The organism is Agromyces luteolus, from assembly GCF_009729855.1.
Classification (GTDB): domain Bacteria; phylum Actinomycetota; class Actinomycetes; order Actinomycetales; family Microbacteriaceae; genus Agromyces; species Agromyces luteolus.
In genome coordinates, this window is sequence record NZ_WODA01000018.1 from 33279 (window position 1) to 48073 (window position 14795).

The following is a 14795-nucleotide window of genomic DNA, read 5'->3' on the forward strand; positions in this document are numbered from 1 at the left end:
CAGTACTTCTCCAGCCCCACGGCGCTCCCCTCACGGCCGCGACGGCCGCGGCGCTCCCCCATCTTCGAGGGCCGACGGATGCCACGGCAAGGGGTCGCCCGGAGCGGTCAGCGCGCGAGCGGCACCTCGAGCAGCGTCGGCCCGGTGACCGCCGTGCCCAGCGCCTCGTCGAGTTCGCCCCGCGTCGTCGCGCGGCGGTACTCCCAGCCGTAGGCCGTCGCGATCGCCGACAGGTCGACCGACTGCGGCGTGTACTGCACGCGGTCGAACGCGTCGGCCGGGGCGGATGCCGCGACCTCGAGTGCGTCGAAGATCGTGCCGCCGCCGTCGTTGCCGACGATCACGAGCACGCGCGGGCGCGCCTCCCCGGCGCCGAGCAGGAGCGAGCCGACATCGTGCAGCAGCGTGAGGTCGCCGATCAGCGCGCGCGTGGTCCCGGTCGCCTTCGGCGCGACCGACGTGCCCGCCGCCTCGACCGACGTGTCCGCCGCCGACTGGCTCGCGATCGCGATGCCGATCGCCGTCGCGACCGTGCCGTCGATGCCCGCGAGGCCGCGGTTCGCGTGCACGGGGATGCGGCGACCGGGAACGTTGCGATCGGCGTCGCGGATCAGCCGGGACGCGCCGAGCACGAGCCGGTCGTGCGGCCAGGTCGCCGCCCAAAGCGCCTCGACGAGCATGCGTCGGTCGACGGGCGTGCGGATGCGCGCGAGCTGGTCCTTCAGGTACGCGCGCTGCGCGGCGTAGTCGCTGACGTGCCCGGTCTCGTCGACGCCGCTGCGGAGGCCGCCGCCGGGCGACCCTCCCCCGCCGGACGCGCCGCCGCCGCCGGACGCGCCGCCGTCCGCACCGGCCGAGCCCGCGGTGACCTCGTCGCGCCGATCCAGCAGGATGCGGCTCGCGCGCACCCAGCGCCCGGTCCACGCCCGCTCCTCGGCCGTCGGCTCGCGCGGATCCACCGCCACCGCACGCTCGAACCGGTCGACCGAGTGCCCCGGATCGAACCACTCGATGCCCCACGGCGCGACCGCGACGGTCTCCACGCCGTCGCGCTGCACGAGTGCGGGGACCTCGCGCGACAGCGTCGGATGCCCGAACACGATCGCCCGCTCGACCGCATCGCCGAATCCGGGCTCGCGCAGCAGCTCGCGGTACGCGACGACGAGGTTCGGGCCGAACCGCGCGCCGCTCGTGACCTCGGCGATGAGCGGCCAGCCGCCCGCGCGGGCGAGCTCCTCCGCCTCGGGACCGGCGCCGGCGCCGGCGATCACGACCGTGCGCGGACCGTGCTCGAGGCGGGCGATCCCGACCCGCGCGTCGGCTGCGGCGGCCGTGATCGAGGCGACGGATGCCGCGGCATCCGCTCGCTCGACCGGGGCCGAGTCGAGCGATACCGGCGACGACAGCGGCTCGCGGTACTGCAGGTTCAGGTGCACGGGGCCGGGGCCGGGATGCGGCACGAGCACGCCGTCGGCGTCGACGCCGAGTGCGGCGCGCACGGCCTCGCGCGCGAGCGTCGCCGCGGCATCCGCCTCGCCGGCACGGCCCTCGGGCGGCGCGACATCGCGCTCGAGGCGCACCGCGCCCGCGAAGATCCCGGGCTGCACCGTGGTCTGGTTCGAGCGGATGCCGCGGAGCTCCGCCGGGCGATCGGCCGTCGCGACGATCAGCGGCACGCCCGCATGGTGCGCCTCGAGTACGGCGGGGTGCAGGTTTGCGACCGCGGTGCCCGACGTCGTAACGACCACCGCCGGGCGGCCCGTCTCGACGGCCAGGCCGAGCGCGAGGAATCCCGCGCCGCGCTCGTCGATGCGCACGTGCAGGCGGATGCCGCCGGCGCGCTCGAGTTCCGCGGCGGCGAGCGCGAGCGCCTGCGAGCGCGAACCGGGGGCCACGACGACGTCGGTCACGCCGGCGCGCGCGAGGTGGGAGAGCAGCGCGAGCGCGGCTGCGGTGGCGGGACTCGCGACCGGACGGGCCTCAGCCATTCGGCAGACCCGAGGGTCCGGGGTCGCCGGGGCCGTCGGTTCCGTCGTTGCGTCGCCGGTCGGTGCCGAGCGCGTCGTCGCCGCGGGGGCTTGCGGCGCCGTGGCCGTCGGCATCGTGGTCGCGGGCGTCGCCGTCGGCGTCGAGTTCGTGGTCGAGCTGCTCGAGCTCCTGCTCGAGGCGACGGATCCGCTCCTCGTGCTCGGCGTCGGCGCGCAGCCGGCGCAGGAACTCGGGGTCGTCGTCGGGCGCGTTGCTGTGCGGGTTCACGCGGCCGACGCGCACGGCGCGGCCCCGACCCACGATGAACCAGAGTGCGGCGCCGATCACCGGGACGAGCAGGATCACGACGATCCACCACCCGCGCGGAAGACCACGGATACGGGTGCGATCGAACAGCGCGCAGTCCACCGCCGCGTAGATCGTGAAGACCACGGCAGCGACACCGGCGATCAACCAGAGGCGGACCATGCACCGATTCTAGGCGCGTCGCATCACGTTCGGCTGGGAGCGAGCACCCAGACTGCGCCGCCTACACTGATCGGGTGAAGGCCCTCCCCGTCTGGCTCCGCTACACGCTGCTGCGCGTGCTCCTCTTCGCCGCACCGCTCGTGGTCCTGCTCGTCGCGGGCGTCACGCCGTGGATCTCCGTGCTCGTGGCCGCGCTGTTCGGCTTCAGCGCATCGCTCATCTTCCTCCGCAAGCAGCGCGAGGCGATGGCACAGGACCTCTATGCGGCGCGCCACCGCGAGCAGCCGCTCGTGACGGACGACGACGAGGCCGAGGACTCCGCGGTCGACGAGGCGGAGCAGCGCCGGGCCGAGTAGGCCGCGCGGCGGCATCCGTCGCCCGACCGGAACGCCGCGTCGCGGCATCCGCTCTAGAACGCGAACGCGAGCCCCATGCCGACGCCGTAGGCGAGCGCCGTGACGCTCGCCAGCTGCAGGCCGATGATGAGCTCGCGCGGCGTGCGCGCCCAGCCGACGATGACGCACGCCGGCAGTGCGCCGAGCAGCGCGAAGAGCACGAGCCAGGCCGGCGGGTAGAGCAGCGCCCAGAAGACGGTGATCGCGAACGGCGCGAGCATGAAGACGGCGAACAGGATGCGGCCCACGAGCGGGCCGACGAGCACGGCGAGGGTGCGCTTGCGCGCGACTCGGTCCTGTTCGACGTCGCGGAGGTTGTTCGCCATGAGCACGGCGCACGCGATGAGGCCGACGCCGATGCCGCCCGTCCACGACTCGAGGTTCACGTCGAGCGCCTGCACGTACGTCGACCCGGCGGTCGCGACCAGTCCGAAGAACACGAACACGAAGAGCTCGCCGAGGCCGTAGTAGCCGTACGGACGCTTGCCGCCCGTGTAGAACCAGCCCGCGACGATCGCGGCGGCGCCGACGGCGAGCAGCCACCACTGCTGGGTGATGACGACGAGCGCGAGGCCGGCGAGCGCGGCCAGGCCGAAGAACGCCAGCGCGACGGTGAGCACCTGCTTCGGCGTCGCAGCGCCCGAGCCCACCAGTCGGGCGGGGCCGACCCGGTGCTCGTCGGTGCCCCGCACGCCGTCCGAGTAGTCGTTCGCGTAGTTCACGCCGATCTGCAGTGCGAGGGCGACGACGAGCGCCAGCACGGCACGCCACGGATGGAACGGCTCGTCGAGGTAGCCGAGCAGCACGACCGCGGCCCCCGTGCCGAGCGCGACCGGGGCGATCGCGAGCGGAAGCGTGCGCAGGCGCGCACCGCCGACCCAGTCGCGGAACGTCGCCGGGCCGCGCTGCGCGCGCGGCGCGCCCGCCGCGGCCTTCGCCGGGTTGCCGGAGCGCCCGTTCGTGCGGGACTTCGACGGCTTGGCGGCCTGGTCGGGTCGGGCGGACTCGGCTGACTGCGTGCGGGGGGTCTTCGGGCGTGCCACCCCGACATGCTATTCCGCGCGCCTATGGGTGGGCTCTGCCGGGCGGCGCGGGCGGCGCGGGCGGCGCGGGCGGCGACGGCGGCGCCGGCTGCGCCTGCGCGGGGCGCCGCGCGAGTCCGCCGGATGCTGCTCCCCTGCAACAGCCGCTCGCTCGCCGCGACGATCCCTCGCTCACATCGCGGGGAGAAGAGTAGACGCGGAATACCTTTCTCCCGCCCTCGAGCACTGAACGGTCACCTGACGTCCACCTGACCGGCCCGCGCCGTGGGTTCGCAGGACCAGACGCGAGGTGGGCTCCACAGCGAGGGCATCGCGTCCCTGATCCTGCGAACCGCACGAGGCGGTGCCGCCGACCGCGCTGGTGCGGCCGGTCCGGCCCCCGGTCGGCGCCTGCGCGCCGGAGGGCCCGGGGGCGGGCCCGGCGTCAGGCGCCGTCGGCGCCCCGGGCGAGAGCGGATGCCGCGACGCGGTCGGGCTTGCCCGAGGCGAGTCGTGGCAGGTCGCCGACCACGACGAGACGCACCGGCCGGCCGGCGGGCGGCAGCCCCGCGGCATCCGTCGCCGCACGCAGCACCTCGAGCGCACCTTCGGCGCGTGCCGCCGCGGCCGCGCTGACCACCGCGGCCCGCTCGCCCCACTCGGCGTCGGGCACGGCGACCACCATCGCGTCGGCGAATCCCTCGACGCCGTGCACCGCGCGCTCGACCTCGCCGAGCACGACCTTGACCCCGCCCGAGATCATCACGTCGTCGGCGCGACCGGTGATCCGCAGGCGGCCGTCGTCGGCGATCGAGCCGAGGTCGCCGGTGCGATACCAGCGCCGCCCGTCGGCGTCGACCGCGAAGGCACGCGCGGTGCGTTCGGGATCGTCGAGGTAGCCCTCGGCGAGCATCCGCCCGGCGAGCTGCACCTCGCCGTCGACGATCCGGACGTCGACGCCGTTCAGCGGGCGCCCGTCGTAGACGCATCCGCCCGCGGTCTCGCTGGAGCCGTAGGTCCGATGCACGCGCGCGCCGAGGGCCGCGGCGCGCTCGACGAGCCCGGCCGGCGCGGCCTGGCCGCCGAGCAGGATCGCCTCGAACGATCCGAGGGCGGCCCGCACCGAGCGGTCGGCGTCGGCCGCCTCGACCAGGCGGGAGAGCTGCACGGGCACGAGCGAGGTGAACCACGGACGGTCGGGGTCGAGGGTTCGGGCGGCCTCGACGAAGGCCTCCGGCGTGAACCCGCCCGCGGGCACGACCGCCGGCTCGGTGCCGGCGACGAGCGAGCGCACGAGCACCTGGATGCCCGCGATGTAGGTCCCGGGGAGCGCGAGCACCCACTGCCCGTGCACGCCGCCGAACCATCCCGAGGTCGCGCCCGCGCTCGCGCGCAGCGCAGCACCCGAGAGCGCGACGCGCTTCGGCCGGTCGGTCGATCCGCTGGTCTCGACGACCACGGCGACCTCGTCGTGGACGAGAGCCTCGATCGGATCCGCCGGCTCGATCTCACCGGGGATCGGCAGCACCGCGAGCCCGTCGAGGAGCACCGCCTCGCGCAGCTGCGCGATCAACCGCGGCACGTCGCCGGCCGCAACCCGGATGAGGGGTTTCATCGCGACCCCGGTAACCGGCGGATGCGGTTCCGCCCCGCCGAGTCGCCCGAGCGACCGGCGCGCCCGCCGCTCAGTAGTGCCAAGGGTACGGACCCCAGTCGGCCTCGCGCTTCTCGAGGAACGAGTCGCGTCCCTCGACCGCCTCGTCGGTCCCGTACGCGAGCCGCGTCGCCTCGCCCGCGAACACCTGCTGGCCGACGAGCCCGTCGTCCACCGCGTTGAACGCGAACTTCAGCATGCGGATCGCCGTGGGCGACTTCGTGAGGATCGTGCGCGCCATCGCGATCGCCTCGCGCTCGAGGTCGGCGTGCGGCACGACCCGGTTCACCGCGCCCATCTCGTACGCACGGTCGGCCGAGTACTCCTCGGCGAGGAAGAACACCTCGCGCGCGAACTTCTGCCCGACCTGGCGGGCCATGTACGCCGACCCGTATCCGGCGTCGAAGCTGCCGACGTCGGCATCCGTCTGCTTGAAGCGTCCGTGCTCGCGCGACGCGATCGTGAGGTCGCAGACGACGTGCAGCGAGTGTCCGCCGCCGGCGGCCCACCCGGGCACGACCGCGATGACGACCTTCGGCATGAAGCGGATGAGCCGCTGCACCTCGAGGATGTGGAGCCGCCCGGTCGCCGCAGCCGCCGCCGGGTCGCGCACGACCTCGCCCTCGGCGGCCGAGTACTGGTACCCGTCGCGGCCTCGGATCCGCTGGTCCCCGCCCGAGCAGAAGGCCCAGCCGCCGTCCTTCGGGCTCGGCCCGTTGCCCGTGAGCAGCACGACCCCGATGCGGGGGTTCGTGCGCGCGTCCTCGAGCGCCCGGTACAGCTCGTCGACCGAGTGCGGACGGAACGCGTTGCGCACCTCCGGCCGGTCGAACGCGATGCGCGCGATGCGGCCGTCGGTCGAGTGGTGGTAGGTGATGTCGGTGAAACCGGCTCCGCCCGTGACGGATGCCGCGGCATCCGCCCACTCGCTCGGATCGTACAGTTCCGACACCTCGACCACCATGGCCTCCAGCCTAGTTCCGCCGCCCGGGTGGCAGACTCGACGCATGAGCGCCGACGCCCTGCCGCCCCTGCACGACCTGCTCGCGACTGCCCGGGTCGTCGCGCTCCCGCTCGTCACGCGGTTCCGCGGCATCGACGTGCGCGAGGCGCTGCTGTTCGAGGGGCCGGAGGGGTGGACCGAGTTCGCGCCGTTCGCCGAGTACGACGACGAGGAGGCCGCGACCTGGCTCGGCGCCGCGATCGACTTCGGCTGGAACCCGACCCCGAGCGCGCACCGCGACCGGATCCCCGTGAACGCGACCGTGCCCGCCGTCGACGCCGACGCGGTGCCCGCCGTGCTCGAGCGGTTCCCCGGGTGCCGGACCGCGAAGGTGAAGGTCGCGGCATCCGACCAGACCCTCGAGCAGGATGTGGCGCGCGTGCGCGCGGTGCGCGAGGCGATAGGCCCCGAGGGACGCATCCGCGTCGACGCGAACGGCGGGTGGAACATCGACGAGGCCGAGCACGCCATCCACGCGCTCGCGCCGTTCGACCTCGAGTACGTCGAGCAGCCGTGTCCGAGCGTCGACGAACTCGCCGAGATCCGCACGCGCACGAAGTACATGGGCATCCCGATCGCGGCCGACGAGAGCGTCCGGCGTGCCGACGATCCGCTCGCCGTCGCCGCCGCCCGCGCCGCGGACCTGCTCGTCGTGAAGGCGGCGCCGCTCGGCGGCATCCGTCGCGCCCTCGACGTCGTCGAGCGCGCGGGCCTCCCGATCGTCGTGTCGAGCGCGCTCGACACGAGCGTGGGCCTCGCGATGGGCGCGCACCTGGCCGCCGCCGTGCCGACGCTCGACTACGACTGCGGGCTCGGCACGGCCTCGCTGCTGGCGGCGGATGTCACGGCCGAGCCGCTCCTCGCGAGCGGCGGCGCGATCGACGTCCGCCGGGTCGACCCCGACCCGGCGCTGCTCAACAGGTATGCCGCCGACGCCGACCGCACGGCGTGGTGGCTCGCCCGCCTCGAGCGCTGCCACGCGGCCCTGGGAGTCGGAACGGCCTGATCAGCGCCCGATCGACGCCGCTCGGGAACCTGAGGAATACCCCCGTTTCTGGGGGTGTCGCGCCGACGAGGTCGGGGAGCACCCTGAGTCCATCAGCGTCGATCGGGGGCATCGTCGGAAGCGACGGCCGGTCGACGGCCGATCCAACCCGAATCGAAGTGGAGTACGGATGTTCTCGAGAACGATGACCAACATCGGCGCCGGCCTCGGCCTGGCCGCCGCGATCACGCTCGGCAGCGGCGCAGCCGCCTACGCGCACGAGTGCTACAACGCGAACCGTTCGGCGAAGGGCAACGCCGGCGCGAGCAACTCGCAGGCCTGGTTCACGGTGTACTTCGAGGAGCTGACCTTCGGCCTCGACCCGGCCGACGCCGAGTGCGTGACCGACGCGTACGCGTCCACCGGCGCACCGATGTCGTTCACCATCCACGTGAAGGGTGCGAACGGCCAGGGCGGCGTCGTCGCCGGCAACAACCCGCACGAGTCGAAGGCCGGCGACGGCAAGGGCATCGACGAGATCTTCGCCGCGCACGGCGCCGACCTCTTCTACGCCTTCGACAGCTGCGGGCTCGCCCTCCCGTTCTAGCGGCCGAGCGGTCCGCGACAGACGACGATGCCCGGCGCCGGGGGGAGCGCCGGGCATCGTGTCGCGCGCGGGTCGGCGCCCGGGATGGATTCCCGGGCGCCGATCCGCACCGTCCGGGCGACGCGGCGCACACTCGCGTCGCCCGGCGGCCTCAGCCTCTGACCCGCGAGCGCCGCAGGCGCGGCCCGGCGACCACGAACCCGGCCGCGAGCACCGCGATCCCCAGCAGCGCAGCCAGCGCGCCCTGCGTCGCAGTGAGCCCGAGCGGACCCACCACGGTGAGTTCCGTCACCGCTTCGGCTCCGGATGCCACACCGATCAGCCGCACGTGGTGCCCGTCGATCTCGGTCCCCTCGGGGATCGCGACCTCGAACGCCACCGAACCGTCGGCAGCGGCGGACTGCGCCTCGAGCAGGCGCGGCGTCGACTCGAGCCACACCTGCACGAGCTCGCCCGACGCGAAGCCGGAGCCCGCCACCGAGAGCGTCGAGCCGACCTGCACCGAACCGGCGTCGAGGCGCACGACCGGCGCGGCCGAGCCCGCGGTGGCAGCCGAGGCGCCCGCCGCACCCGAGCCCGACGCCGAGCCAGCCTTCGGCCCGGGCGTCGCCGCGCCGGCCTTGGCCGGCTTCGTCGCCTTCTGCTCGGAGACGAGCACCGCGGCCGTGCGCGCCGGGATCGTCAGCGTCCCGGTCTTCGCCTTCCACTTCGTCTCCTTGACGACCTCGTCGACGCCGGTCCGCAGCGGCTTGGCGAGCTTGAAGTCGCGGCCGGTGAGCCCGTCGATCCGCTCGGTGATCGCCTCGCCCGAGGCGTTGAACACCACGAGCGCACCCTCGAGCGCCGGGTCGACGTCCTCGCCGACCAGGTCGTCGATGAGCATGACGATGAGGCCGTCCGTGGCATCCGCCCCGCTGTTCGGGAACGTCACCTTCTGCTCGATGAGCTCGGCCGAACCGAGGGTGAGCAGGTCGACCGACGAGCGCACGCGCAGCAGGTCGAGAGCGGATGCCTCGGCCGCGGCGATGTCCTCGGCGGTCGGCTTCAGTGCCGGGTCGGCGAGCAGTTCCGCCATCACGGGCCAGTGATCCGCGTTGTCGGATTCCATCGGCAGGCCCGACCCGAAGGTCGACTCCTGGCCGGTCCAGTCGATCCGGTTGAACCAGTCGCCCGAGTTGTAGCTGTTCCGGTCGAGCGACTTCGAGCGGAGCAGCTCGGTGCCGGCGTGCCAGAACGACGGGCTCTGCGAGAACGACACGGTCGCGAGCGACAGCGTGTTCATGCGGATGCGGTCGGCCATCGACGTCTCCTGCGGGAGCTTCAGCACCCCGAGGTCGAACAGCGTCTCGTTGTCGTGCGCGTCGACGTAGTTGATGACCTCCTCGGGCTGGTCGGCGTACCCGGCGGGCGAGCCGTTGTAGTCGACCTCGGCGCCGGTCTTCACCACGCCGTCGTACCCGGTGAACTCGAAGTCGCGGAGGTTGCCCGCGAGGCCGATCTTCACGAGGTCGGTCTGCTGGCCGAGGTTCCGGATGCCGTCGCGCACGGGTCGGCCGTTCGGCTCGCCCGCGAGGCCGGTGCCGAAGCCCTGCTCGTACTTCGAGTCGCCCGCGACGGGGCTGCCGCCGTGCACGCCGTCGCGCAGTCGGTCGTTGAACGTGGCGATGCCGGTGCCGCCGAGCTGGCCCTGCGAGGCCTGCTCGAACCGAGCGTTGTTCGCGACCTCGCCGAAGTTCCAGCCCTCGCCGTAGAGGAACACCGCCGAACCGTCGACGCCGTCCTCGGCGAGCGTCAGCTCGTCGAGCGCGGCCCGCACGGCCAGCAGGTTGTCCTTCGAGTGGTGGCCCATGAGGTCGAAGCGGAACCCGTCGACCTTGTACTCCTTCGCCCACAGCACGACGGAGTCGACCATGAGCTTCTCGGCGACGGCGTGCTCGGTCGCGACGTTCTGGCAGCAGGTCGAGGTCTCGACGCCGCCGGTCGCGTTGAGGCGCTGGTAGTAGCCGGGCACGACCTTGTCGAGCACCGACTTCTCACCCTGGCCCGATGCCGCGGTGTGGTTGTACACCTCGTCGAGGACGACCTGCAGGCCGTTCGCGTGCAGCGCTCCGACCATCTCGCGGAACTCGGCGACGCGGGCGCCGCCATCCGGGTCCACCGCGTAGGAGCCCTCGGGCGCCTGGAAGTGGTACGGGTCGTAGCCCCAGTTGAAGCCGTCGAGGTCGCGGATCGCCTCGATGCACGCCTGCTGCTCCTCCGACGCCGGACCGAACGACTCGAGGTCGCAGTCGGGGGTCGCCTGCTGGTCGCGGCGCTCCTCGATGGTCGCGATGTCGAACGTCGGCAGCAGGTGCACCGTGTTGATGCCGGCCGCCGCGAGCTCGCGCAGCTGCGCGGTGCCCGCGCTGTTGCGCGTGAACGCGCGGTACGTGCCGCGCTCGTCCTCGGGCACCGTCTTGTCGGTGATCGAGAAGTCGCGCACGTGCAGCTCGGTGATCGCCCGGTCGACCTGGCTCTCGACGATCGGCGCCGGGGTGTCGGTCCACAGCTCGGGTGCGAGCGACGCGTCGTCGAGGTCGACGAGCACGGTGCGCGCCGAGTTCACGGTGAGCGCCTGCGAGTACGGGTCGGTGACCGAGTTCTGCTCGATCGCGGGGGTCGACGGGGCGTACACCTCGACGAGCCAGCGGACCTCGTCGCCCGCTCCGAGCGCGGCATCCGTCACCGACCACACGCCCGACGCGGCGTCGAACGTCGCCGGCAGGACCTGCGCGTCGCCCGTCGAGCCCGCGTCCCAGCGCTGCAGCGAGACCGACTGCGCGGTCGGCGCCCACACCGACTGGGTCGGCTCGCCGCCGTTCCACGAGGTGCCGAGCGTGACGGATGCCACGCCCTCGCCGTACAGGTTGTCGAGCACGCCCGGCAACTGGACGCCGGTGAAGGCGGTCAGCCGGTCGCCGTCGCGCTGCGCGACCTGCACCTGCTCGGTGACGAGCTCCGCGATCGCGTCGCGGTCGAGGCCGACCGGGCGCAGCGCCGCGTAGCTCGCGAGGTGCGGGAACGCCGCGGTGAGCTCGTCGCCGATGCCGGCGGGGTCGAACTCGAGCTCGACCTGGTCGCCGCCGCCCGTCACCGCGCCGTCAGCGACCGCGAGACCCGCGTCGGCCGCGTGCTCGATCGTCCACGACAGGTCGGCCGCGTCGGCGCCGCCGAGCAGCGATGCCGGCCAGGCGAGCGTCTCGGCATCGAGCCAGTACGCGCGCTGCGTGCCCGTACCCGCCAGCGGCGGGTCGGCCACGACGACCTCGAGCACGTGCGTCGCGATCGTGTAGCGGAAGGTCACCGTCTTGCCCTCGGTCGCGCTGAAGGCGATGTTGCCGCCGTTGCGCACGCCGTCGGCGCCGTAGTTCTCGTCCCACGAGCGGTTGTGCGCGACCTTCACCTCGTAGTTGCCGGTCGGCAGCTGGTCGGTCGAGAACTCGTAGACGCCGTCCTTGTCGCCGTCCTGCGCGAAGGTCGCCATGCACTCGGGCTGCCAGTCGCCGGGGCATCCGAGCTCCGACTGCAGGCTGCCGGGCAGCGTGATGATCGGGCCCTCGGCGGTCGACGAGAACACCTTGGTGCGCGGGTCCCAGTAGAACGTCACCGGGCCGCCGGCGGTCGTGTAGGCGACGTTCGCCCCGCCCTCGACGCCGTTCGCGCCGTAGTTGAGGTCCCAGCTGCCGTTGATCGCGACCTTGTACTCGTACGAGCCTGCCGGCACGTCGAAGGTTCCCTCGTAGACGCCGTCGGCGCGCTTGGTGAGCTTCGCGGCCTCGCAGCCGGGCTGCCAGTCACCCGGGCAACCCATCTCGGAGTTGTGGTTGCCGGGGATCGTGACCAGGTCGATCTCGGTCTCCGGCTCCTCCTCGACGACGAGGTTCACCGCGTTGCCGACCGAGGCGTAGGTGGATGCCGCGGCACGCTGCCCCGCGGCATCCGTCGAGATCGCGCGGTACTCGACGAGCGTGCCGTTCGCGAGCCCCGCCGTGTCGTGGAACACGCGCGGCGTGGTGTCCTCGGCGGTGCCGAGGCCGTGCCACTCGTCGGAGCCGGCGACGCGCCACGCGAAGCTCGTCTCCTGCCAGGTGTCGTCGGCCACGTCGGCCGAGACCGCGGTCGTGCCGGTCACGCCGGCGCCCGCTGCGGGCACGTCGACGGCGATGGCGGATGCCGCGCCGGGCGCCGTCACCTCGCGGTCGGCGCGCAGCACGACGGCGCCGAGCGCCGGCACCGAGACGGATGCCACGCCCTCCGCGTTCGCCGTGACGCCCGGGCCGTCGGTGCCGTAGAGGGGCGTGAACACGCCGTCGGCGGTGAGCGTCGTCACGTCGACCGTCTTCGCCTCGTTCGCGTTGTTCACGGCGACGAGGTACTCGACCTTCTCGTCGCGGTCGACGCGGCTGAACGCGTACACGCCCGCGCCGTCGGCGACGTAGCGCTCGAGCTGCGCGCCCTGGTCGAGGGCCGGGTGGGCGTCGCGGAGCGCCGCGAGTGCGGCGATGTGCTCGTAGAGCGGAGCATCCGTGTCGTAGCGGTCGACGCTGCCGGCCTGCTCGCCCGTGACGAGCGGCTGGTTCGCGTACTCGCCGACCTCGGTTGCGAAGAGCGTCTGGCGCGCGTCCTTGTCGCCGCCCGTGCCCGCGAAGCCCTGCTCGTCGCCGTAGTACACGACGGGCTGGCCGCGCGTGAGGTACATGAGCTCGTGCGCGAGCTCGTCGCGCTCGAGGGCGTTGCCGGTGGAGGCGAGGAAGTACCCGACGCGGCCCATGTCGTGGTTGCCGAGGAAGGTCGGCAGCACGGCGGCCGAGGTGTCGGGCGTCGTGTACCAGTCGTCGCCCGCGAAGAGCGACTGGAGGTTCTTCGCCGAGTTGCCGGCGGCGAAGCTCACGGCCTGCGACTGGAAGGTGAAGTCGAGCACCGAGTTCATGTCGGTGTCGCGCACGTACGGCGACAGCTTGACCGGGTCGGCGTCGTAGACCTCGCCGAACATGAAGAACTCGGGCTTGCCGGCCGCGTGCGCGTAGTCGAGCACCTCGGTCGACCAGGTCTCCCAGAACTCGAAGTTGACGTGCTTGGCGGTGTCGATGCGGAAGCCGTCGATACCGAGGTCGATCCAGCCCTGGTAGACGTCGACGAAGCCGTCCACGACGGTCGGGTCCTCGGTCATGAGGTCGTCGAGGCCGACGAAGTCGCCGAAGGTGACCGACTCGCCCGCCCACGTCGAGTCGCCGCGGTTGTGGTACACCGTCGGGTCGTTGAGCCACGCCGGGACCTTGACGTCCGCCTCCTCCGGGGCGATGACCGGGGTGTACGGGAAGCTCGTGGCCGCGTCGAGGTCGGGGAAGTCGGGGCTGCCGGCGATCGCGCTCGGGTCGAACACGTTCCCTGCGGCATCCGTGTACGGGCTCGTGCCCTTGTCGACGTACGAGTACTGACCCTCGGCGTAGTCGATCACGTCGGCCGTGTGGTTCGTGATGATGTCGAAGTAGATCTTGATGCCCTTGGCGTGCGCCTCGTCGATGAGCGCCTCGAGCTCGGCGTTCGTGCCGAGGTGCGGGTCGATCTGCGTGAAGTCGGTGATCCAGTACCCGTGGTAGCCGGCGCTCGCGTTCGCGCCCTCGCCCTGCACGGGCTTGTTCTTGAAGCTCGGGGTCAGCCAGATCGCCGTCGTGCCGAGCCCGGCGATGTAGTCCAGCTGGTCGCGGAGGCCCTGGATGTCGCCGCCCTGGTAGAAGCCCTTGTCGGTCGGGTCGTAGCCGTGCGCGAGACGGTCGCCCTCGATGCCCGCGGTGTCGTTCGTCGGGTCGCCGTCGGCGAAGCGGTCGGTCATGACGAAGTAGAAGTTCTCGTCGCCGCCGGCCTGACGGGCGGGGGCAGCGACGAGGCCTGCGTCGGCGGTCTCGTCGTAGGCACCGTCGATGCTGAGCAGCTCGAGCCCGACGCGCTTCTGCGCGTCGTCGAACACGACGCGCACGTCGACCTCGCCGTCGACGCTCAGCGGGATGTTGTCGCCGCCGCCGTTCAGGCCCCACGATGCGTCCCAGCCGTCGTTCGCGGCGACCTTGTACTCGTACTGGCCGGCGGGGAGCGTGAACTCCGCCGCGTACAGGTCGGGGGTGTCGGTCGCGAGCAGCTCGGTCGCCGCGCAGTCCGGCTGCCAGTCGCCCGGGCAGCCGAGCTCCGACTGGAGCGAGCCGACGAGGGCGAACGTGTCGCCGTCGGCCGAGGCCGCCGGTGCGACCGGCAGAACTGCGAGGGCGGATGCCGCGACGGCGCCCGTGATCCCGAATGTCACCCATGTCCGAGCGCGCGCCCGATGCGTCATCCTTGACTCCCGATTCCGGCACGACGACGTGCCACTGACATTGGGAGCGAACGTAGCAGCGCGCGGGACGTTAATGCAAGCGCTTGCACTCAATGCGGGTGTCTTGCCGCAGCAGCCACGCTGATGGGCGCGCCCGAGCGAGGCGCCGCCCCGATCGGGGGGCGTAATCGCTTGCACTTCCGGGCCAGGTGGCGCGTTAAATGCAGAAGAGCCGCCCGGCGGTGGGCGGCTCTTCTGTGAAGGTGTGTCCGGCGGTGTCCTACTCTCCCACAGGGTCGCCCCTGCAGTACCATCGGCGCTGCGAG

General features: G+C 72.8%; 9 protein-coding genes. 3 read left to right on the forward strand and 6 right to left on the reverse strand.

The genetic code is table 11. From position 1 onward, the window contains the following. Positions 1-107 precede the first annotated feature (107 nt). Together menD and GLX25_RS09965 are read right to left on the reverse strand one after the other, a co-directional pair. The gene (menD, locus tag GLX25_RS09960; protein ID WP_155842351.1) at positions 108-1988 is read right to left on the reverse strand and encodes a 2-succinyl-5-enolpyruvyl-6-hydroxy-3-cyclohexene-1-carboxylic-acid synthase; all 1881 of its coding nucleotides are present in this window, start codon (positions 1986-1988) and stop codon (positions 108-110) included. Then, positions 1981-2457: a PLD nuclease N-terminal domain-containing protein gene (locus GLX25_RS09965; RefSeq protein ID WP_155842352.1), complete on the reverse strand. Its 477-nt coding sequence runs from the start codon at positions 2455-2457 to the stop codon at positions 1981-1983. Before GLX25_RS09965 ends, menD begins: the two co-directional genes overlap by 8 nt. Positions 2458-2531: 74 nt before the next feature. Between GLX25_RS09965 and GLX25_RS09970 the strand changes: the two genes are divergently transcribed. Then, the gene (locus tag GLX25_RS09970; RefSeq protein ID WP_166548684.1) at positions 2532-2813 is read left to right on the forward strand and encodes a DUF4229 domain-containing protein; all 282 of its coding nucleotides are present in this window, start codon (positions 2532-2534) and stop codon (positions 2811-2813) included. Positions 2814-2866: 53 nt separating this feature from the next. On the opposite strand, the gene GLX25_RS09975 is transcribed toward GLX25_RS09970, so the two are convergent. The 3 genes from GLX25_RS09975 to GLX25_RS09985 all read right to left on the reverse strand — a co-directional run bounded on the left by GLX25_RS09975 (position 2867) and on the right by GLX25_RS09985 (position 6492). Further along, complete coding sequence (locus tag GLX25_RS09975; protein ID WP_166548685.1) at positions 2867-3895, reverse strand: 1,4-dihydroxy-2-naphthoate polyprenyltransferase; 1029 nt, start codon at positions 3893-3895, stop codon at positions 2867-2869. 424 nt (positions 3896-4319) lie between these two features. Then, entirely contained in the window at positions 4320-5489 is a 1170-nt protein-coding gene (locus GLX25_RS09980) for an AMP-binding protein (RefSeq protein ID WP_155842353.1), read from the reverse strand. A 70-nt stretch (positions 5490-5559) separates the two neighbouring features. Then, complete coding sequence (locus GLX25_RS09985) at positions 5560-6492, reverse strand: 1,4-dihydroxy-2-naphthoyl-CoA synthase (protein ID WP_155842354.1); 933 nt, start codon at positions 6490-6492, stop codon at positions 5560-5562. A gap of 43 nt (positions 6493-6535) precedes the next feature. Between GLX25_RS09985 and GLX25_RS09990 the strand changes: the two genes are divergently transcribed. Beyond that, a complete protein-coding gene (locus GLX25_RS09990; protein ID WP_155842355.1) occupies positions 6536-7537 on the forward strand; it encodes an o-succinylbenzoate synthase in 1002 nt (333 codons plus the stop codon). 169 nt (positions 7538-7706) lie between these two features. Next, a complete protein-coding gene (locus tag GLX25_RS09995) occupies positions 7707-8123 on the forward strand; it encodes a hypothetical protein (RefSeq protein ID WP_155842356.1) in 417 nt (138 codons plus the stop codon). Between the two features lie 151 nt (positions 8124-8274). Here the strand turns inward: GLX25_RS09995 and pulA are convergent, their stop codons facing one another. Beyond that, positions 8275-14490, reverse strand: a complete 6216-nt coding sequence (pulA, locus tag GLX25_RS10000; RefSeq protein WP_155842357.1) for a pullulanase-type alpha-1,6-glucosidase — start codon at positions 14488-14490, stop codon at positions 8275-8277. Between the last annotated feature and the right edge of the window lie 305 nt (positions 14491-14795).

Bases quoted from the DNA above. Each gene is read 5' to 3' on its own strand.
- GLX25_RS09980 (WP_155842353.1), bottom strand. From the start codon at position 5,489: ATGAAACCCCTCATCCGGGTTGCGGCCGGCGACGTGCCGCGGTTGATC.
- GLX25_RS09995 (WP_155842356.1), top strand. From the start codon at position 7,707: ATGTTCTCGAGAACGATGACCAACATCGGCGCCGGCCTCGGCCTGGCC.
- GLX25_RS09990 (WP_155842355.1), top strand. From the start codon at position 6,536: ATGAGCGCCGACGCCCTGCCGCCCCTGCACGACCTGCTCGCGACTGCC.
- GLX25_RS09985 (WP_155842354.1), bottom strand. From the start codon at position 6,492: ATGGTGGTCGAGGTGTCGGAACTGTACGATCCGAGCGAGTGGGCGGAT.
- GLX25_RS09965 (WP_155842352.1), bottom strand. From the start codon at position 2,457: ATGGTCCGCCTCTGGTTGATCGCCGGTGTCGCTGCCGTGGTCTTCACG.
- pulA (WP_155842357.1), bottom strand. From the start codon at position 14,490: ATGACGCATCGGGCGCGCGCTCGGACATGGGTGACATTCGGGATCACG.
- menD (WP_155842351.1), bottom strand. From the start codon at position 1,988: ATGGCTGAGGCCCGTCCGGTCGCGAGTCCCGCCACCGCAGCCGCGCTC.